The organism is Acidithiobacillus caldus ATCC 51756 (assembly GCF_000175575.2).
GTDB lineage: Bacteria > Pseudomonadota > Gammaproteobacteria > Acidithiobacillales > Acidithiobacillaceae > Acidithiobacillus_A > Acidithiobacillus_A caldus.
Map to the genome: position 1 here is coordinate 1518401 of NZ_CP005986.1, position 20432 is coordinate 1538832.

At 63.3% G+C, this 20432-nt stretch carries 20 protein-coding genes and 1 tRNA gene; 6 read left to right on the forward strand and 15 right to left on the reverse strand.

The window, feature by feature from the left end:
* Positions 1-102 precede the first annotated feature (102 nt).
* From ACAty_RS07325 to ACAty_RS07340, 4 genes are all read left to right on the forward strand, one after another.
* The gene (locus ACAty_RS07325; protein ID WP_004872348.1) at positions 103-1074 is read left to right on the forward strand and encodes a bifunctional riboflavin kinase/FAD synthetase; all 972 of its coding nucleotides are present in this window, start codon (positions 103-105) and stop codon (positions 1072-1074) included.
* Positions 1053-3866 (forward strand): isoleucine--tRNA ligase, encoded by a 2814-nt coding sequence (ileS, locus tag ACAty_RS07330; RefSeq protein WP_004872349.1) that lies wholly within the window; start codon positions 1053-1055, stop codon positions 3864-3866. The genes ACAty_RS07325 and ileS overlap by 22 nt, the downstream gene beginning before the upstream one ends.
* Positions 3866-4324 (forward strand): signal peptidase II, encoded by a 459-nt coding sequence (gene lspA, locus ACAty_RS07335; protein WP_004872350.1) that lies wholly within the window; start codon positions 3866-3868, stop codon positions 4322-4324. Before ileS ends, lspA begins: the two co-directional genes overlap by 1 nt.
* A gap of 148 nt (positions 4325-4472) precedes the next feature.
* On the forward strand, positions 4473-4688 hold the full coding sequence (locus tag ACAty_RS07340; RefSeq protein ID WP_004872351.1) for a hypothetical protein: 216 nt from the start codon (positions 4473-4475) through the stop codon (positions 4686-4688).
* A 39-nt stretch (positions 4689-4727) separates the two neighbouring features.
* Here ACAty_RS07340 and ACAty_RS07345 read toward each other — a convergent pair whose 3' ends face one another.
* Genes ACAty_RS07345 through ACAty_RS07355 form a run of 3 tightly spaced genes read right to left on the reverse strand, consistent with a single transcriptional unit; the run spans position 4728 to position 7729 of the window.
* Positions 4728-5339 (reverse strand): hypothetical protein, encoded by a 612-nt coding sequence (locus ACAty_RS07345; protein WP_004872352.1) that lies wholly within the window; start codon positions 5337-5339, stop codon positions 4728-4730.
* A 5-nt stretch (positions 5340-5344) separates the two neighbouring features.
* On the reverse strand, positions 5345-5908 hold the full coding sequence (locus ACAty_RS07350; protein WP_226824364.1) for a thioredoxin family protein: 564 nt from the start codon (positions 5906-5908) through the stop codon (positions 5345-5347).
* Between the two features lie 48 nt (positions 5909-5956).
* Complete coding sequence (locus tag ACAty_RS07355; protein WP_004872354.1) at positions 5957-7729, reverse strand: ABC transporter ATP-binding protein/permease; 1773 nt, start codon at positions 7727-7729, stop codon at positions 5957-5959.
* A 114-nt stretch (positions 7730-7843) separates the two neighbouring features.
* Between ACAty_RS07355 and ACAty_RS07360 the strand changes: the two genes are divergently transcribed.
* A complete protein-coding gene (locus ACAty_RS07360) occupies positions 7844-8335 on the forward strand; it encodes a DsrE family protein (protein WP_004872355.1) in 492 nt (163 codons plus the stop codon).
* Positions 8336-8349: 14 nt separating this feature from the next.
* On the opposite strand, the gene ACAty_RS07365 is transcribed toward ACAty_RS07360, so the two are convergent.
* From ACAty_RS07365 to ACAty_RS07410, 10 genes are all read right to left on the reverse strand, one after another.
* On the reverse strand, positions 8350-9147 hold the full coding sequence (locus ACAty_RS07365; protein WP_004872356.1) for a carbon-nitrogen hydrolase family protein: 798 nt from the start codon (positions 9145-9147) through the stop codon (positions 8350-8352).
* A 5-nt stretch (positions 9148-9152) separates the two neighbouring features.
* Positions 9153-10124 (reverse strand): N-acetylmuramoyl-L-alanine amidase, encoded by a 972-nt coding sequence (locus ACAty_RS07370; RefSeq protein WP_004872358.1) that lies wholly within the window; start codon positions 10122-10124, stop codon positions 9153-9155.
* 75 nt (positions 10125-10199) lie between these two features.
* Complete coding sequence (gene trxC / locus ACAty_RS07375) at positions 10200-10640, reverse strand: thioredoxin TrxC (protein WP_038471845.1); 441 nt, start codon at positions 10638-10640, stop codon at positions 10200-10202.
* 14 nt (positions 10641-10654) lie between these two features.
* A complete protein-coding gene (gene grxC, locus ACAty_RS07380) occupies positions 10655-10933 on the reverse strand; it encodes a glutaredoxin 3 (protein WP_004872360.1) in 279 nt (92 codons plus the stop codon).
* Positions 10934-11359 (reverse strand): rhodanese-like domain-containing protein, encoded by a 426-nt coding sequence (locus ACAty_RS07385; RefSeq protein ID WP_004872361.1) that lies wholly within the window; start codon positions 11357-11359, stop codon positions 10934-10936. It abuts the gene before it with no gap.
* Between the two features lie 4 nt (positions 11360-11363).
* Positions 11364-11585, reverse strand: coding sequence for a YgaP family membrane protein (locus tag ACAty_RS07390; protein ID WP_004872363.1), 222 nt, complete (start codon positions 11583-11585; stop codon positions 11364-11366).
* A complete protein-coding gene (locus tag ACAty_RS07395) occupies positions 11582-14869 on the reverse strand; it encodes an efflux RND transporter permease subunit (protein WP_004872364.1) in 3288 nt (1095 codons plus the stop codon). Before ACAty_RS07395 ends, ACAty_RS07390 begins: the two co-directional genes overlap by 4 nt.
* The gene (locus ACAty_RS07400) at positions 14862-15947 is read right to left on the reverse strand and encodes an efflux RND transporter periplasmic adaptor subunit (protein WP_004872365.1); all 1086 of its coding nucleotides are present in this window, start codon (positions 15945-15947) and stop codon (positions 14862-14864) included. The genes ACAty_RS07395 and ACAty_RS07400 overlap by 8 nt, the downstream gene beginning before the upstream one ends.
* Positions 15944-17374, reverse strand: a complete 1431-nt coding sequence (locus ACAty_RS07405; protein ID WP_038472747.1) for a TolC family protein — start codon at positions 17372-17374, stop codon at positions 15944-15946. Before ACAty_RS07405 ends, ACAty_RS07400 begins: the two co-directional genes overlap by 4 nt.
* 120 nt (positions 17375-17494) lie before the next feature.
* Positions 17495-17803, reverse strand: a complete 309-nt coding sequence (locus ACAty_RS07410; protein WP_004872367.1) for an ArsR/SmtB family transcription factor — start codon at positions 17801-17803, stop codon at positions 17495-17497.
* 110 nt (positions 17804-17913) lie between these two features.
* Here ACAty_RS07410 and ACAty_RS07415 point away from each other — a divergent pair.
* A tRNA-Gly gene (locus ACAty_RS07415) sits at positions 17914-17987 on the forward strand.
* 47 nt (positions 17988-18034) lie between these two features.
* Here the strand turns inward: ACAty_RS07415 and ubiD are convergent.
* Together ubiD and ACAty_RS07425 are read right to left on the reverse strand one after the other, a co-directional pair.
* On the reverse strand, positions 18035-19507 hold the full coding sequence (ubiD, locus tag ACAty_RS07420) for a 4-hydroxy-3-polyprenylbenzoate decarboxylase (protein WP_004872368.1): 1473 nt from the start codon (positions 19505-19507) through the stop codon (positions 18035-18037).
* 45 nt (positions 19508-19552) lie between these two features.
* Positions 19553-20425, reverse strand: a complete 873-nt coding sequence (locus tag ACAty_RS07425) for a phosphate/phosphite/phosphonate ABC transporter substrate-binding protein (RefSeq protein ID WP_004872369.1) — start codon at positions 20423-20425, stop codon at positions 19553-19555.
* Between the last annotated feature and the right edge of the window lie 7 nt (positions 20426-20432).

Here is a 20432-nt window from a genome sequence, read left to right on the forward strand (position 1 = left end):
CGGCAGAAATCGCAGGATGCGGGGGCCTTTGCCCCCCCATGCAAGACGGGTCGCTTTGGGCTAAGATAGCGGCCACTTTGTGCCCGTGGAATACTGCCTGTCATGTCCGGTCACCTTGAGACCCCGGCGCTGCGCCTGCACCGTCTGCGCCGGCACGCTCCACAGCCGCGCGCCACCGCCCTGACCATCGGCAATTTCGATGGCGTGCACCGTGGCCACCAGGCCCTGATTACCGCCATGGATGGGCCGGTGCGCAGCGTGCTGACCTTCGAGCCCTTACCGCGCGAATATTTCCACCGCGAGCAGGCACCGGCACGGCTCAGTTCACTGCGTGAAAAAGCCAGTGCGCTCAGCCGGACCGGGGTCGACGAAATCTACGTTGCCCGCTTCGACGGGGCCCTGGCGAGCCTGAGCGCCGAGGATTTCGTCCGCGAGATCCTCCATCGGCGCCTCGGCGCCCAGAGTGTCCACGTTGGCCACGATTTCCGCTTCGGCGCGGGTCGCCGAGGCGATTTCGACCTCCTGGCGCGCATGGGTCGGCAGCTGGGCTTTCGCGTGCAGGAGCAGCCGCCTTTCTGTCTGGACGGCGAGCGCGTCAGCAGCACCGGCATTCGCCAATTCCTACACGCAGGAAAGATGGACGCGGCGGCTCGGTGGCTCGGCCGACCCTACGCCATCTGCGGGCGCGTGGTGGGTGGCGATCGCATCGGGCGCGAGCTGGGCTTCCCCACGGCCAATATCGATCTGGCGCGCCGTCCACCACCGCTTCGCGGTATCTTTGCCGGCGTCCTGCACACCCCCCGCCAGTCCTGGCCCGCCGCCATCAGTATCGGCCTACGACCTACCGTCGGCGGAAAGCGCCTGCTCCTGGAAGCCCACTGTCTCGATGTGACGGTGGATCTGTACGGGCAACGGGTGGAAGTCCAACTCCTGCACAAATGGCGGGACGAAGCCCATTACGCCCAGCTGGACGAGCTCATTGCCGCCATAGGTCAGGACGTCGCCAAAACCCGCCAATATTTTCTCGATCACCCCGACGCTTTGGGACACCCATGGATTACAAGAACAGCCTGAACCTTCCCCAGACCGATTTCCCCATGCAGGGAAAGTTACCCAGCCGCGAGCCCGAGTTCCTGGCGCACTGGCAGAGCATGGGCCTCTACCAGCGCCTGCAGGAGGAGCGCGCCAACGCCGAGAGCTACATCCTGCACGACGGCCCGCCCTACGCCAACGGCAAGATCCACATCGGTCATGCCGTCAACAAGGTGCTCAAGGACATCATCAACAAAAGTCGGCTGATGGAAGGCATGCGCGTTCCCTACGTACCCGGCTGGGATTGCCACGGTTTGCCCATCGAGGTGCAGGTAGAGAAGGAGTTCGGTCGCCCGGGCGAGAAGTTGAGCCCCGCAGCCTTCCGCGAGGCCTGCCGCGCCTATGCCGAGAGCCAGATTGCCGGACAGCGCGCGGACTTTGAGCGCCTGGGCATCCTCGGCGACTGGCAGCACCCCTACCGGACCATGGATTTCCGCGCCGAAGCCGACATTCTGCGTGAGCTCGGGCGCCTGACCCTGGCGGGTTTCGTCTACCGCGGCGCCAAACCCGTGCACTGGTGCGTCGATTGCGGTAGCGCCCTGGCCGAGGCCGAGGTGGAATACCAAGAACGCAATGATCCGGCCATCGACGTCACCTTCGTCGCCGCCGATCTGCCGCGCTGGCGCGAGCGGCTCCACCTGGCCGCCGACGTCGTCCCGGAAGTGGTCATCTGGACCACCACGCCCTGGACCCTTCCCGCCAACCAGGCCGTGGCGGTGCACCCGGATTACGAATATCGGCTGCTGCGCGAAGGCGGGCGCTGGTTCATCCTCGCCACCGAACTTGCCGAGACTGCCCTGGCCCGCTATGGCCACCCTGCGGTGGAGACCGTCGCCAGCTTCCCCGGCCGCGCGCTGGAGGGGCTCATGCTCCAGCACCCCTGGGAAGAACGGCAGGTTCCCATACTCACGGGCGACCACGTGACCCTGGAAGCCGGCACGGGCTGCGTCCATACCGCTCCTGCCCACGGCGTCGACGATTACCTTCTCGGCTTGCAGCACCATCTGCCCACGGATAGCCCGATGTTGGGTAGCGGTCGCTACCGCGCCGATCTCGGCGCGGGGCTCGGCGGCTTGAGCGTACAGGAGGCCAACGTGCGCGTGCCGGAACTGCTCCACGCCCGCGGGCGCCTCCTGCACCGTGAAAAGATCCACCACAGTTATCCCCACTGCTGGCGCCACAAGACCCCCCTGCTCTTTCGCGCCACCCCGCAATGGTTCATCCGCATGGATGAGGGTGGGCTGCGGCAGCAGGCCCTGGCCGCCATCGCTACCACCCGCTGGATTCCCGAGTGGGGCCGCGAGCGGATCCAACAGATGGTGGCACAGCGGCCGGACTGGTGTATTTCGCGGCAACGCTCCTGGGGAGTACCGGTGGCCCTTTACGCCTGCAGCCATTGTGGTGAGCCCTTGCGCGATGCGGCGCTCTTCGAGCGCATTGCCACCCTCGTCGAGGCCGAAGGTGTCGAGGCCTGGTATCGCCATCCCGACAGCGACTTTCTCCAGGGGGACGAGCGCTGCGCCCGCTGCGGCCACCGCCATTTCGACAAGGTCACCGATATCCTCGACGTCTGGTTCGACTCCGGCTCTACCCACGCCTTCGTCCTCGAGCGGCGACCCGAACTGCGCAGTCCCGCCGATCTGTATCTGGAAGGCTCGGATCAACACCGTGGCTGGTTTCAGTCTTCCCTTCTGGAATCCGTCGCTTCCCGTGGGCGCGCACCCTATCGCGCCGTTCTCACCCACGGCTTCACGGTAGACGCCGAGGGTCGCAAGATGAGCAAATCCCTGGGCAATGTCATCGCTCCGCAGCAGATCATCGACCGCTACGGTGCCGATATCCTGCGCCTGTGGGTGGCCTCCGAGGACTATCGCGGCGAGATACCCATTTCCGACGATATCCTCGCCCGCCTGGGCGACAGCTACCGGCGCATCCGCAACACGGCCCGCTTCATCCTCGGCAACAACCACGACTTCACGCCCAGCCGCGATACCCTTGCCCCAAGCGAACTGCTGGAGATGGATCGCTGGATGCTGGCGCGACTGGGGGATCTGCAGGAGCAGATTCGCGCCGCCTACCACGATTTTCAGTTCGTCAAGGTCGTCCAGGGCTTGCATCAGTTCTGCAATCTGGATCTGGGCGGGCTTTATCTGGATGTGCTCAAGGATCGCCTCTACACCACCCCAGCGCGTTCACGGGCGCGCCGCTCGGCGCAAACGGTCCTGCAGTACATCCTCGAGGCCATGGTGCGCTGGATGGCCCCCATCCTGAGCTTCACGGCCGAAGACATCTGGCAACATATGCCCGAGCGACCCGACGCCAGCGTATTCCTGAGCAGCTTTGTGGAGCTTCCACAGGTAGCCGATGCGGCAGCCTTGGAGACGCGCTGGCAAGGCCTGCGCAGTCTGCGCGAGGCGATCAATACCCTCATGGAACCCCTGCGTCGTGACAAGCGCATCGGTTCGGGTCTGGATGCGCGGGTTCGAATCGATGCGTACGGCGACTGGTTCGCCAACCTGCGTGGTCTGGCGCAGGAATTGCGCTTTTTCCTCCTGTGCTCCGATGTCGAGCTGCGCGAACTCAGCTCGGCGCCCGCTGCGCAGGAGGGTGTACCCGCCGGGCTGCATATCGGTGTGGAGCCCGACACCGACCGCAAGTGCGCGCGCTGCTGGCACCGTCGACCCGATGTTGGACAGCATGCCCTACACCCTGAGCTCTGTGGTCGCTGTATCCAGAATCTTGGGGACGAGGGCGAGACCCGGGAGTTTTGCTGATGCTACGTTACCTTTGGTTGTCCCTGGCCGTCATTGTATTGGACCAAGGCGTCAAGCTGTGGCTGAGTCACATCTGGCGAGTCGGTCAGGGAATCGTCCTCATTCCCGGCCTTCTCGATCTGCGGCTCGTCCACAATACCGGCGCCGCCTTCAGCTTCCTGGCGGGCGCCGGCGGCTGGCAGCGCTGGCTGCTGATCCTCATTGCCCTGCTGGTCGCCGTAGTCATTGTTGCCATTTTGCGACGGCTCAAGGCCGGCTCCCACTGGACCGCCACGGCTTTGGCGCTCATTCTCGGCGGTGCCATGGGCAACCTCATCGACCGCATCCGCCTGGGCTACGTGGTCGATTTCATCGGTGCCCATTGGGGCCACCTCTATTGGCCCTACTTCAACATCGCCGACAGCGCCATCAGTATCGGGGCGGTGATGCTGGTCATCGACGCCTTCCGTCGCCATTGAGTCGATTTTTTTCCGGATCTGTCGTGCGGCGGTGACAAATGCCGACCCCACAGTCGATCCAGCGCCGAGTGCGTCTTTTGCTTTCAAAGGATTAAGCGTATGGCATGGCTTTTGCCTCTGTTAAGCGAGACCCTTTTCGGAGCATGCCATGGACACCACCAACAAACTCCTGGCCGCCTTGCGCAGGGTGCGTAACTTTCCCAGTTACCACTCCTTCATGGCCGAGCACGAACGTCAGCGCATCAAGCGCGACTTGCAGTTGCGTCTCCTGCAGCTGCGCCGGCAGCGGCAGCGCGCTGCTGCGGCTCGCTACCAGGGGATCCGGGCACGGCGGCCCTTCTTTCTGCGCACCCTCTTCCACTGAGTGACAGGCGACCTCGGCGGCAGTCGGTCCCTGGGGACACTAGACCAACTGCCGCTGTAGGTCCTTGGCCCACTCGCCCAGCACCTGCCAGCGACCAACCCACTCCGACAGTGGATAGAGGCTGGCACCCGACATAGCTTGGCGAAATGCAGCGAAATTTCGCTCCATCTCCGCCAGCCCTCCCAGAATCCGACGCAATCTATTGGCATCGTCGCGTTTCTGTGCCTCACCGATGCGCTCCTGTGCCACGATGAGCGCTCGCGGAAAATCCATGGCCAGGCGCAGTACCGCCTCGCGCCGCTTGCGCTCGCCATTCTCGCGATCCTGCAGGCGGCGTACCCGCTGCTGCCACTCGTTGATGAAATCCAGAGTTTGGCGCTCCAGCTCAGCCCGCTGCTTCTCCGCAACCTGCGCCAGCAGTTTGGCGGCGCGGCGACGACGCTCCATGAAAAGGGAGCGCGCCTGGCTACTGAGGCCGAGGGCAAGATCCTGTTCCGCCACCACACCATCGGCAATGAGCAACGCCCCCAGACGCTGGTGTGTGGTACTTTGACGCGCCAGCGCCCTTTCCAGCTGCGCCTCGGAAATGAAGCCGCGGCGCAGCAGAATCTGTCCGATACGGAGCTTTTCGCGGCTTGCCGCGGTGCTCATGGGCTTCAGTCCGCTGACGCGTTACCGGCTCGCCACTTGATACTGCAGCCCATGCACGGCGTAACCTGGCTAGGCGGCGCGCGGTGCTGCAAGAGCGCTTGGACCGCGTTGTCCAGGTCGGCACCGGTTACCGGTTCCGTATTTTTGGGGCGGCTGGAGTCGAATTGCCCGTGATAGAACAGCCTGCCCGCCGCATCGAACAGAAAGATATCCGGCGTGCACACCGCGTGAAAGGCCTTGGCCACTTCCTGACTGGCGTCAAAGAGATAGGGGAAGGTATAACCCGCCCGCTTGGCCTCCGCTGGCATCCGTTCCGGCGCATCCTCGGGGTAGGTTTCCGGATCGTTGGCATTGATGCCCACCACCACTAGGCCCTGCTCCTGCCACGTGCGGGCCAGGGTCCCAAGCTTGTGGGCTATGTGCAGGACGTAGGGGCAGTGGTTGCACAGAAAAAGTACCAGAAGCGGCTTTCCTGCCGCGTCGGCGCTGCGCCAGCGCCCCTCGCCACCACCCACGGGCAGGTCAAAGGATGGCAACGTGCTCCCCAAGGGGAGATCCTTACCGGTCATGGCCACGATACTTCCTCCTCAATCTACGATACAGAGCGTCCTACGGGATTATCCCGGATGCGGCTGCAAGCGCAAGGCCAGGCCGGTCGCGGGGGCGTTGATGGGCTCCATGGTCCAGTTGCCCCGACCGTCCAGCCTCAGGCAGCGCTCGTGGAAGGCGAGCAGGCTGGAGCGATGGCCGACGCTGACGATGGCGGTATCCGGCAGCTGCTCCAGGAGCAGTCCGTAGAGGGCCTGCTCCGCCGGCTCGTCCAATGCCGACGAGGCCTCATCCAGAAACAACCAGGGTGGGCGGTGGATGAGCACGCGGGCAAAGGCCAGGCGCTGCTGTTCGCCGAGAGACAAGGTGTGTGACCAGAGCTTGACCTCATCCAGCTGATCCGCAAGAGTCGCCATGCCCACCAGATGCAGGGCCTGGCGCAACCGCTCGTCGTCCGGGGCGGCCATGCCGAAGGGATAGACGAGCACATCGCGCAGACTACCCATGGGCAGGTAGGGGCGCTGGGGCAGGAAAAGCGGTCGATCGCCGGCGGGCATGGTCACCCGACCATCGCCAAAGGGCCAGATGCCGGCCAGGGCGCGAATCAGCGTGCTCTTGCCACCGCCCGACGGACCCATGATCAATAGGCGCTCGCCACGGCGCAGCGCAAAGTCCAGATCGCGAACCAACTCGCGGCCATTGGGCAGACGCACCGTAAGCCCGTCGACGCGCAGATACGGACCGTCGCGGCGCTCGATGTGGTAATGATTATCCTGGATGCGATGGACCTCCTCCATGGACTGCTGAAAAAAGCGCAGTCGATCCACCACCGCATGCCAATTGGCCAGGCTGCTGTAGCTGCTGACGATGAAGGACAAGGCTCCCTGCACCTGACCAAAGGCCGAGGCGATCTGCTGTAGCCCGCCTATACCAATGGCCTTGTTGACGAAATAGGCGGGCAGGCTGACCAGGATGGGGAATATGATGGCGGCCTGACCATAGCCGGAGCTCCACCAGTTCAGGCGCATGGACCGCCAGATGATGCGCCAGTAGTTGGCATAGACCTCGGCAAAGCGGCGCAGGAAGTGGTGCCGTTCTTCCCCTTCGCCGCGGTACAGAGCGACGCTCTCGCTGTTTTCGCGCAGGCGCATCATGCTGAAACGGAAGTCCGCCTGATAGCGCTCCTGGTTGAAATTGAGCTGGATGAGGGGCTTGCCGATCCTCGCCGTGATGACGGTACCGAACACGGCGTAGATCAGCGCCGCCCAAACCAGATATCCGGGGATGGTAAACGTGTGCCCCTGCCAGGGGATGGTAATCAACGCCGACAGTTCCCAAAGCATGAAAACGAAAGCAAAAAGGGTGGTGATGGAACTCAGCAGACCGATCGCGATATTGAGGGTCATGCTCGTGAAACTGGCCAGATCTTCGCTGATACGTTGATCTGGGTTGTCCGTCCCATCCCCCAGAACCTGCATGTGATAAAAGGTGCCGCGCGCGAGCCAGGCGTCCAGGTATTCCACCGTCAGCCAGCGCCGCCAGCGGATCTCCAACATCTGCGTGAAAAAGGTCTGGGACACCGCAGCGATGATGTACAGGGTGGCCAGACCCAGGAAGATGGCCATCTGGGTCCAGGCTGCCTGCACCTGAAAATGCTGCAGGGCATTCCAGAACACCGCATACCATTGGGTGATGCGGTAGGAGATGAACACCATGAAGAGATTGAGCGCAATGATCAGGGCAAACACCCAGCGCGCCAGCCAGCGCTCGGGCGAACGCGACCAATAGGGTTTGATGATCTGCCACAGATCGCGGAAAAAGGCTCGGTTGAACTGCTGCATCGATCACTCCAAATGCTGGACGACGCCCCCGTGGAGGTCCGAATCGCGGTCCTCGATGGCCCGCTTATTGCTATGCTTGGGATAGGGATCCCTCACGCAAGCAAGGAGCATAACATGGCCGAAACCAAAAACCATTCCCGTCGTCAGTTCATCGGTAGCCTCGCCATCGCCAGCGTCGGTGCCATCGCCGCGAGCGCCCAGGGTGGCGAAATGGGCATGGGCATGGGCATGGGCGGTCCCAGCAAGAACAAGGTCGTCTATCAGCTCAACAAATCCGACCCCGCCTACATCCTCGACATCCTGCACAGCGCCGCCGTGGTCCTCGGTCATTTCAACAACGATGTCGACATCGTCATCGACTGCTTTGGTCCGGGTATCTGGCTGCTGGTCAAGGACGAACACAACAAGCACCACTACGAGGCCTTCATCCGCGAGCAGGTGTCGAGTCTTGCCATGTACGGCGTGGTCTTCAATGCCTGCGAGCAGACCATGAAGACCATCAAGATCACCGCCAAGGAACTCATCCCGGAAGCAAAGCAGGTTTTCAGCGGCGCCGTGGATCTGATGCTTTTGCAGCAGCAGGGCTACGCCTACATCGCCTGGTAGGAATCCGGCCGCTCCTAGAGCCGCCGGTGCTGCCACACCGGCAGGCTGCGGCGTTGGGCCTGCTGCCCATCGAGGTCACATTCGGCCACCGCCACCCCCGGATGCTGGTCCAGGTGGACCAGCACTTGTCCCCAGGAGTCGACGATGGTGCTGCCACCGAAGGTCTCGCGCCCGTTGGCATGACGGCCACCCTGGTCGGCAGCCAGCACGAAGGCTTGGTTCTCGATGGCACGGGCACGCAGGAGCGCATACCAGTGTGCGGCTCCGGTCTGGGCCGTAAAGGCGCTGGGCACCACCAGGAACTCCGCGCCGGCGTAGGCCCGAAAGAGTTCCGGAAAGCGCAGATCGTAGCAGATGGACAGACCCACCACACCCCAGGGGGTGGGCACGGCAACCACTTGCCCGCCAGGGGCGATGGTACGGGACTCTCGATACTGCTCACCCCCCGGCAGATCGACATCGAAGAGGTGCATCTTGTCGTAGCGCGCCCGACAATGGCCGTGGGGATCCATGACCAGCAGGCTGGCGAAGACCCGCCCGTCGGGACTGCGCAGCGGGATGCTCCCACCGAACAACCACAGCCCATGCTGCCGGGCCTGGGTGGCAAGCCACTCCTGGATCTGGCCGGAACCTGCCTCCTCGGCAATGGCGAGTTTGTCGCTCTCGTGCCGCCCCATGAAGGCGAAGTTCTCGGGCAAGAGTGCGAGCTGCGCACCCCGCTCCGCCGCCTCGCCCAGGAGCTTCTGCGCCATGGCGAGATTGACGTCCACCTCGGGGCCGGAACAGAGCTGGACGACCGCGGCCTTGACCATGGTTCCTAGGCGTGCAGGATGGGGACGCGCAGGTAGCCCCATGCTGGCAGTTGCGCGGAGACGAGGCCGTTGGCTAGCCGGAGGACGTTGGGCCGCACGCCATAGCGTGCCGCCAGCTCACTGAGGGTCTCCCCCGGGGCGATGGCGTGTCGTGCCGAGGACCAACGCGAATCGCTGGGGGGCGCCTGGACGAAATGGGCAAGGACGGCATCGCTGATGCTCTGCGCGAGGAGCGCACGAAAATCGGGGTCTCGCAGTCTTTTCTCTTCCTCGGGATTGCTGAGAAAGGCTGTTTCCACCAGCAGCGAGGGTACGTTGGGCGCGCGCAGGACCACGAAATTCGCCTTCTGCACCTGAGCCGCGTGCAGATCCTCCACCTCCGCCAGAGCGCGCAACAGGAGTTGGGCGGCGCGCGTGGCCGCACTGCTGGCCGCGCTGCGACTGAGATCCAGCAGCACGTCGTGTAATTCGCGACTGCCAGCCAATGCCGCGCTGCTGTCCCAGAAATCGCCATTTTGGCTCTGCGCTAACCAGCGTGCGGCACTACTGCTGGCCCCCCGCTCCGAGAGAATCCACACACTAGAGCCGCGGACGTCGCGCTCGGGGAAGGCATCGGCGTGAATGGAAAGGAAAAGGTCCGCCCGCTGCCGTATGCCCAACTGCAGGCGCTGCGCCAGCGGGACGAAGACATCCGTGCGTCGGCTGTACACCACCTGCAGACCGGGTACCGCCTCCAATAGCGCCCCCACCCGTAGCGCGACATCCAGAACCACATCTTTCTCGCGCAGCCCTTTGGCGCCGATGCAGCCCGGATCGTGGCCGCCGTGGCCCGGATCGATGCAGACCACCACCGGTCGCAAACCCTCGGCTCGCGCCCGACCCAGACCAAGCCCAGCCGCAAGGCCAAGGCCCAGCGCCGCGGCCCCGCCACGTAAAAAGCGACGACGGCCTGGATCGCACCTACTGGGAATGGACAAGCAGCCCTCCTAGCTCAGGGAACTCAACGGCTTATACCGACAATCTAAAGCGTTCCCAGAGCAAGTCAAGGGGGTCTAGACCGCAACCCCCTGACGACGCAGCCAAGCTTCGATCTCCGGAGCATTCACCGCACCGGATTGCCGGGCCAGCTCGCGGCCGCCGCGCAAGAGCACCATGGTGGGTATGGAGCGGATCTGGAAGCGCGCAGCGGTCGCTTGGTCCGCTTCCGTATTGAGCTTGGCGAAAAGGCAACGGCCGCGCAGGCGACGTGCCGCCATTTCGAACTGCGGTGCCATGGCGCGACAGGGAGCGCACCACGGAGCCCAGAAGTCCACCAGGACCGGCAGGTCGTTCTTTTCCAGAAAACGCGAAAAAGCCGGACCCGCCAACTCCACGGGATGATCGGGCAAAAGCGGCTTGTGGCATTTACCGCATTTGGGCTCTTCGCCCAGACGTTCTTGCGGCAACTGATTTACGGCACCACAATGTGGACACACTACATGAATCGTCGCCATGTAAACCTCCGAGCTCAGGACGCCTCGGCATCCGCCAGGAGGGCATCGAGACGCCCCTGGCGCTCCAAGGCCGAAAGATCGTCATACCCACCGATATGCCGTTCACCGATGAACACCTGGGGCACGGTGCGTCGACCTTTACTCAGTCTCAGCATCTCCTGGCGCAGCGAAGGACTGTGATCCACGCGCAGGATACGCGGCTGTACGCCCTTGCCACGCAGCAGATTTTCAGCCATGTGGCAGTAGGGGCAGCTACCGGTGGCGTAGATGCGAACGTCCACGGGCGATGCCACTCAGTCCTTTTCCACCGGGAGGCCAGCGCTGCGCCATGCCGCGATGCCACCCTTGAGGCTGTAGACCTTGGTGAAACCGGCCTTCTTGAGGATGCCGGCGGCACGCGCCGAGCGCATCCCGCTGGCGCACTGACAGATGACGTGATGCTCCTGGTGCTTACGCAGATCCGGCAGATACTTACCCACCTCGCCCAGGGGAATGTGGCGGGCGCCAGGCAGGTGGCCGCGCGACCACTCCCCCATTTCCCGCACATCGATCACCACAGCATCGTGGTCGTTGATGAGCCGCACCGCATTCTCCGGCGCGATCTCTTCGATCCCGGCGAGCTTACGGACGATGGGTCCCTTGAACAGGAGCGCCAGAACGGCCAATACCACCAGTATCAGTGGCCAGTGTGCGGACAGATAGCTACCCAGATCGGCCATCCTCTCACCTCCCGCAGACGCGGGCATCGCGCACGCCGAGCTTCAGAAGCATCTTCTCCAGGGGACAGAAACAACTCAGCCCGCTCTGCAAGAGATTAAACCCGACAAACGCGGTAAACGCCAAAAACCACTCGCTGACAAATATCGGGCTGCCGGGGATGCCCAGCGCCAGACTGAGCAGGATGAAAAGTCCGGCAACCACTCGCACCCAACGTTCGCTATTCACGACCGTACCTCCAGTTTTCTTTCCAGACGCCGCTCCCAGAGATAGTACAGCAGCGGAATCACGATCAATGTCAGCATAGTGGAGGCGAAGGTCCCGAAAATCAAGGATACGGCAAGTCCACCGAAGACCGGGTCCGTGACCATGATGGCCGATCCAAACATGATAGCTAGAGCCGTCAACAGAATCGGACGGAAACGCACGGCACCCGCCTCCAGCACGGCATCTTCAAGGGCGTATCCCTCCCGGCGATACTCGACGATGAAATCGATCAACAGGAGAGAATTTCGCACCACCACACCCGCCAGTGCGATGACACCGATCATGGAGGTCGCATTGAAAGGAGTGTTCAGCAACCAATGGCCGGGGAAGACGCCCACCAGGGTCAGCGGAATGGCCCCCATGACGATCACCGGCATGATGAAGGACTGGTAATAGGCCACCAGCATCAGGTAGATGAAAACCAGAGCGACGATGAAAGCGGCGCCAAGATCGCGGAAGACGTCCAGGGTCAGGCGCATGTCGCCTCCCCAGAGGATCTGGTAGTGGGTGATGTCCTTCGGCTGGGCTGGCATGAAGCCCAGATTGCCCGTATGCAGGCGGACGCCGTCCAGGGTCTTGCCGTCGAGCCAATGATTGAGGGATAACACCGCATAGACCGGACTCGAGCCCAACAGGTCGCCGGTCACGTAGACCACCCGATGCTGATCTCGGTCGATGATGGGTTTGTCCTCGTGGGTATCCTGGATCTCCACGATACTGGACAGAGGCACTTCCTTGCCCATGCGATTACGAATCTGCAGATCCAGGATCTGCTGCTTCCAAGCCCGGTCGGCGGGAGGTACCCGCAGGATGATGTCCACCGGCTCCCGCGCATCGGGTACGGACAGGGCGCCGATTTTGGTGCCGGCAATGTAGTCGTGCACCAGCTCCGCCACCTGCGCCGGCGCCACCCCCGCCAGCATGGCCTTGTCCTGCTCCACGTGAATGCGATATTCGGGCACCGTCGCCGTCACCGAGTCGTCGACATTGACCATACGGTAGACCTTGCGGAACTCCGCCTCCACGGATCCCGCCAGCTGACGCAGCTTGTCGTAGTTGGGGCCATAAAGCTCCGCCACCACCTGCGCCCGCACCGGCGGCCCCGGGGGTACCTCAAAGATCTTGATAGTGGTCTGCGGGAAGCGCTCACGCACCGACTTCAGGGCATGATAGACAGCGACGGCAACCGCGTGGGACATGGGTCGCTCATCCCGCGGCACCAGGTTCACCTGGATCTGGGCATAGTTACTGCCCTGGCGCATCATGTCCCCGCGCACGAGACCCGCAAAATCCACGGGTGCAGATCGTCCCACGTAGCTCTGGAAGTTTTCCACGTAGGGATTCTCGGCCAGGACGTCGCCGACGGCCTGCACCACCCGTCCGGTTTCATCCAGAGCCGTGCCCGCTGGCGTGTCCACCTGGATCATGAAATCGCTGACATTGCCCTCGGGCAGCATCTTGACGTTGACCCCCAGCGCGCTGAGCGGACCGTTCATGCCCGAGGGACGAATGAACTGCCAAGCCGGCATGAGCATAGCGAGGAAGAGCAGGATCAAAACGACGATGAAGAACAGGTTGCGCTTAGCGCCAGACTCCAGCAATGGCTTGAATATCCGGATATAGCCCTTCTGCAGGGCATCGCGCTGCTGGCCGTGTTCCGTTTGCGCCCCGGATCGCCGCTGGTGCGCCTCGGCCTTGCGCCGCAGAAAACGGTAGGCGCCCCAAGGCACCACGGTGTAGGCCAGCAACACCGAAGCGATCATGGCGATGGGCACGAAGATGGGGATGGGCAACATGAAAGGACCCATCATGCCGGTGACGAAGGCCATGGGAATGAAGGCCAGGATCACGGCCAGGGTGGCGATGTTGGTGGGATTGCCAATCTCGTTGGTGGCGCGCACCACCCGCTCGGCAAAGGACAGGCGTCCACCACCACCGCTGATATGCCGATGGATGTTCTCGATGACGACGATGCCACCGTCCACCAGCAGTCCCAGGGACAGAATCAGCGCAAAGAGGGTGATGCGATTGATGGTCTGCCCCAGCAACCAGCCAATACCCAGCACCACGCCCAGGGTGAGCGGCACGGTGAGGATGACGATGGCCGCCTCTCGCCAGCCCAGAAAGAGCAGCAGAATCACCGCCACCACGCCGATGGCGATACTGAGGTGCTCAAAGAGGGTACTGACGGCATCATCGGCCCGCGCCCCGTAGTCTCGGGTCAGGGTGACGTGGATACCCTCCGGCACCGCCTCCTGCTGCAGGCGCTGCAGCTTTGCCTTGACCGCGTCGGCCACAGTCACCGCGTTGGCGCCCGGACGCTTGGCCAGGGTGATGGTGACGGCAGGCATGCTGGTTCCTGCCGGCAATCCCAGGGTATTGGCCCGCCCCAGGGTATCGCTGACCGCGGTATCCAGCTCTGCGGGGCCTTCCTCGATGCGGGCGACATCGTGAAGGAAGATGGGACGGCCATCGTGACTGCCGATGATGACGCGACCCACCTGCTGGGCGGAGCCCACCGCCGCGTTGACGCGTAGGGGTATTTCACGATTATTGTGAACGAGGTGACCCGCGGGCAGGATGACGTTGCTGGCTTCGAGGGCCTGGCGAACCTGCTGCAGACCGAGACCAAGGCTGGCGAGCTTACCCGGCTCAAGCCAGACATTGACCGCTTCGGGGCTTCCGCCGATGACCTCAGCGTTGGCCACATCCGGCACACTCTGTAATTGTTCCATCAAGCGCAGCCCGACCTGACGCAATTGTGCCGGACCATAGCGATCGCTGCTCAGGGTGACGGTAACAATGGGCACATCGTTGATGCCGATGGATTTCACCAGCGGCTGCCGGGTTCCCGGCGGCATGCGATCGATGTTGCGACTCAGTTGGTTGTAAACTTCCAGCAGGCTCTTTTCTTCGTTGGCGCCTACCTGGAACTCCACCGTGACGATGCCCATGTCGTTCATGGCATAGCCGTAGGTGTGGTGCACTCCCGGCAGGGAGGCCATGAGCGCCTCCAGAGGCCGGACCACGAGGTTGTGTGTCTCCTGACTGTCGGAGCCCGGTCGCATGACAAAAATCTCCGCCGCCGGCACCACGATCTCGGGATTGTACAAGCGCGGCGTAACCAGTACCGCCAGGGCCCCGAAGAGCGCAATGGCGAGCATGATGAGGACGGTGATCTTGGAGCGGTAGAAGCCCTGTGCCAGCCGACCCGCAAGATTCAGGGACGATGCTCCCTCAGCCATGCTGCGCTCCCGCCGGCACCACGCGACTGCCGTTGATCAGGTCGGCACTGGGGTCCACCACGATGCGCTCCCCCGCTACGAGACCCGCCAGTATCTCCACCTCGGATCCCACCTCAGCACCCGGGCGTACCAGGCGGTAGTGTGCGATGCCTTTGGCATCGACGACAAAGACTCCGGGGATACCGGCACGGTCTAGCAGGGCGCTGCGCGGGACCGAGATACCCTGGCGACTGGGGCTCGGGATCTGCACCTGGACATAGTCGCCCGCCTGCACGGGGCTGTCCGCAGGCAGCGTGAGCTTGACGAGATGCGTGTGGGTCTCGCTATCGGCAACGGCAACGAGGTCCAGCACACGCGCGTCGATGGTATGTCCGTCCGCAAGCACCGGGACGGTCTCGCCCTGCCGCAGAGCGGCAAAGAGACGGCTGCCAACGCTGGCCTGCACCTCCAGGTGACTGGGGTCTGCCAGGGTCAGCACCGGCCGACCCGGAGCCACCAGATCACCATTCTGCAGAAATTTTTCGGTGATGACACCAGCAAAGGGTGCGGTCACGCGGGCGTAGCCCAGATTGGCCTGGGCGCTGGCAATACCAGCACGCGCCGCCGCAGCCTGGGCTTCGGCCATGCGATACTGCGCTTGCACCTCATCCCACTGCTTGGCGGGAATGGCCCCCTGGGCATAGAGATGCTTGAAACGCTCGTAGTTGGATCGCGCGTTGGCGAGATTCGCCTCGGCCTGGGCGAGACTCGCCCGGGCCTGCTGCACCTGACTGTCGGCAGTGGCAGGATCCACCTCGAAGAGGAGCTGACCGCGCTGCACGGCCTGGCCAACGCGCAGATCCAGGTGACGCAGATAGCCGCTGAGGCGCGAACTCAACTGAACCTGCTGCGCCGCGACCACCGTCCCTGGTACCGAACTGTAGCCTTTTTCGGCGCTGCTCTTGAGGGTCAACACCTGGGCCTGGACCGTCGCACCTGCGGTTGGCGCCTCCCTTGGGCTCTTACCACAGGCCGCAAGGCCCAGGGACAGGGCGAGCACCAGCCCGCCCGCTAACCACGGTCTCTTCGCTGCATTCATCCCGTTGCTCCTTCCTGCGGCACGGACGCTCCCGTCACCGCCACTATATGCGCTAGCTCAAGCTTCCCGAGGGCGAGCCATAGGGCTGCACGCTCCACCGCTTCGTCGTAACGTGCCTGCACCAGCTCTGCCCGAATGCGATCCAGCTCTGCCTGGCCGCGCAAGAGGCCCGTCAGGGTTTCGACGCCGTTTTCGTAGCGTAGACGCAGGAGGCGCTGCGCTTCTTCCGCCTGCCGTACGGCGAGCTCCCGACTCTTCACGCGCGCCGATGCCTCGTGGGCGGCACGCCAGGCCTGACCCAGTTGTACCCGCAAGTGGTCCTCGGCCTGCTGCAATTTGGCCAGCTGCAGCTGCACCTTGGCCCGGGCGCTGTCCACCTGACCGCCCCGCGAAAAATCCAGAGCCGCCCAGCTCACCTCGCCACCCACGGTATAGGAGGGCGCGCCATTGCCGATGCCCGTGCCGTTCCACTCCTGGTTGGCCATGGCATTGACGTGGGGCAGGTAGGCAGCACGCGCCACCGTCACCCCCGCCCGCGCGGCCTTGAGCTGCTCACGCAGGGCCTGAATCCCGGCATTGTCTGCCAGGGCTTCGGCCTGCAACTGCTCGAGGGTCCCCTCGGGAAAGGCGGGCATCACCGGCGCTCCCACTTCCAGCCCTTCGGTTTGGGCGCGCCCGATGAGCACCGCCAGATTCTCGAGGGCGTTTGCTTTTTGATCCCGAGCATGGCGAAGCGCCAGTTGCGCCTCCTCCTGATGCACCTCGGCACTCAGCAGATCGCTTTTGACGATGACGCCCCGGGCCAGTAGCTGCCGGGAGGTCTTGACGTAGGCCGCGGCCGCCTGCTGCGCTTTTTCTGCCACCTCGATGGCAGATTGAGCCGCCACCACGCCGTCGTAGGCCTGCAAGAGCGCAAAGATGAGCTTCTGCTGCGCCGCCCGGTCGCCGTTCTGCGCGGCGCGCAGCATCGCTGTGGCCTGATCGATGCCGCCACGGATGGCGCCGCCATTCCAGATGGGAATATCCAGCTGCAGCTTGGTGCCAAAGTTGTGGTAACCACTGGGATGATCGAGATTGCCCGGGGCTATGTCGAGACCGGCGGCGCCCAGATTGGGGTCAAACTGGTTGGCACCAAAGGAGTTGAAGGTGGCGCGCCGCTGCGACAGCTTCATACCGAAGACGGTCAGGGCGTTGTTGGACTGGGAGGCGGAAAAAGATGCCGTGAGCTTCGGCAACAGGTGCCCCCGCGCCGCCGAGACCGCGCCCTTGGCCTCGGCGCTCTCAGCGTGCGCCTCGAGCATTGCCGGATTCTGCTGCAATGCCGCCTTGACGCAATCGGCAAAATCCAGGGCCTGCGCCGCAGGACTCAGCACTGCCGCCAGCAAGACGATGAAGATACGGCGTGCGCCGCGCAATGAACCGGACATGTATACCCTCGCCAGAAAACCGGGTTTCCCGACCTGATGAGCCATAAACGGGGGCGCCATCGGCCCCGCGTGTTAAACTATAATTATATGCTTATACAACTCGAGAGTGAAGCCGTTGGGTCAAACGCCGTGCAGATTGCAGAAAACCTCGGACATCATGGAGATCAGACGCAGTGTCCGGGGGTCACCGACGCGGTAATAGACCTTGTTGGCATCCTTCCGGGCGCGCAGGATGTCCTTCTCGCGAAGAATGGCCAGATGCTGGGAGATGTTGCTCTGGGTGGTGCCGACGGCGGCGACGATATCCTGTACGCTCATCTCGTCCGATCCCAATACACAGAGCACCTTGAGGCGCAAGGGGTGGGCCATGGCCTTGAGTGAGCGGGAGGCCTGTTCGATATCCTCTTCTCGGGTTGGTAGCTGATCCATGATGTGTCCTCTAATTAGCGGATGTTGTTGAGCTTATTGCCAACATGCAAGATCGCCGCGCCGGCCAGATGCTTGTCATGGATGCTCAATCCCCATAGAATCCAACATATGCGGGTGTAGTTCAATGGTAGAACCTGAGCTTCCCAAGCTCATGACGTGGGTTCGATTCCCATCACCCGCTCCAACTTCCCATGGAGTTTGCCCTTCTGACCGCGCGGCCGGGTTGCAGGCTCAGTAGAGCGGTCGATCCAGTTGCGCGAGAATCGCATCCACACGGGCGCGCACGTCGTCCCCCATGCGGATGGGGCGCCCCCACTCCCGCTGGGTTTCACCCGGCAATTTGTTGGTGGCATCGAAGCCGACCTTGCCCCCAAGGCCTGCCACCGGCGAGGCGAAATCCAGGTAATCGATGGGGGTGTTGTCCACCAGCAGCGTGTCGCGCACGGGATCCATCCGCGTGGTCATGGCCCAGATCACATCGGGCCAGCTGCGCGCGTCGATGTCTTCGTCCACGACAATGATGAACTTGGTGTACATGAATTGCCGCAAAAAGCCCCAGACGCCAAACATGACGCGCTTGGCGTGGCCCGGATAACCCTTGCGGATGCGCACCACCGCCAGGCGATAGGAGCAGCCCTCCGGGGGCAGATAGAAGTCGAGGATCTCGGGATACTGCTTCTGGAGCAACGGGACGAAGACCTCATTCAGCGCCACCCCAAGAATGGCAGGCTCATCGGGCGGACGACCGGTGAAGGTGCTGTGGTAAATGGGATCGCGGCGGTGGGTGAGCCGCTCGATGGTGAGAACGGGGAAACGCTCCGTCTCGTTGTAATAACCGGTGTGGTCGCCAAAGGGGCCCTCCACGGCAAAATCGTCCGGATAGATATGCCCTTCCAGCACCATTTCGGCGTGGGCAGGAACCTGCAGAGGTACCAGAGTGGCGTCGGCCAGATCGGTACGGGCACCGCGCAGGAGTCCGGCGAACTGGTGCTCCGAGAGGGTATCGGGAATGGGAATCACGGCCGCCAGAATAGTCGCCGGGTCCGCACCAAAAGCCACGGCCACGGGAAAAGGCTCGCCAGGATGCTGCTTCTGAAATTCCCGCAGGTCCTGGGCCCCACCGCGGTGGGCCAGCCAGCGCATGATGACGCGTCGCGGTCCAAGGAGCTGCTGCCGATAGATGCCCATATTGGCGCGCTTCTTGTGGGGGCCACGGGTGATGGTCAGTCCCCAGGTCAGGAGCGGGCCGACATCCTCGGGCCAGCAGGTCTGCACCGGCCAGCGCGTGAGATCGATCTCATCACCCTGCAGTACCACCTCCTGGCAGGGCGGCTGACGCAGGACATGCGGGGCCATGTGCAACACCTTGCGCAGAGTCGGCAGCTGGTTCCACAGGTCGCGCAGGCCCTTGGGCGGGTCCGGTTCCTTGAGGTAGGCAAGGAGCCGCCCTATCTGCCGCAGATCCTCCAGGGACTCTCCGCCCATACCCAGGGCCACTCGCTCCGGGGTACCGAAGAGGTTGCCGAGGACGGGAATATCGAATCCCGTCGGGTGCTCGAAGAGGATGGCCGGTCCGCCGTGGCGCAGGCTGCGATCGCAGATTTCCGTCATCTCAAGAACCGGCGATACGGGAGTCGCGATGCGCCGCAACCAGCCCCGGTGCTCGAGGTCAGCGAGGAAGGCACGCAGGTCACGATAGCTCATGAACCGATTCTAATCCCTTTCACCCGACCCTGTCGCCTGCATCCTTCAGGCCTCGGGCGGGTCTTCCCGCGCCACCACGAAGGCTGAATCGTCCACGGCGACGGAGGAGGTGGCGCGGATATCGATGGCCTCGTGGCCGCTGATGTACTCCTCGGCGAGGACGGTCAGGCACTCCACCTCGCTGTCCTCGACCGGAGCAAAGCTGGAGAAGCCGAGGTCGGCCAACAGGCGCCGCCCGCCCTCCGCTTCCGTCATGGCGCAGAGAACGCGCACCACGGTTTCCCGCTGTGGCAGCAGACGTGGCCCGGCGCAGAAGGCATGAAAGGCAAAGGCGTCGTCGGAGCGGGCGATGACCCGCAAGCCCTTGCGCACCACACTGCTGGCCGCCTCGAACACTTCGTTGAAGATGAAACCCAGGGACGCTTGCCCCTGCAGCAGGGCCTGGAGCGCCGAGCGATAGCTGCCGGTGAAACGAAAATCGAGGCGCGCGCGATCCACCTCGGCGCGATCCAGGAGGAAGAGACCGACCATGTGCACCAGGGTCTCCGGGCTAGCGGAAGCAATCCGTAGACGCTCGGGAAGATCGGCCAGGCTGTGTATGTCGCTGTCTTCGCGCACACAAAGATAGACTTCATCGTAGTGTTCCCGCGGCTTGACCAAAGGCTCGAATCCGGCCTTCTCGCGATACTGGACCCAGTCGAAGGGATTGGCGTAGACCAGATCGTACTGGCCACGGAGAATCGCTTCCCGACAGGCATGAAAATCCTCGAAGGGCGTAAACCGCATACGCAGGCCCAGATGTTTTTGCAGATAGGTGTTGAGCAGAAACCAGGCGGGTAGATTCTTGCCGGAGTAGTTGGGATCCACCGTCAACGCCAGCGGTTCACCATCGCCGCGCGGCTCCTCAGTATCTTTCATGTGTCCC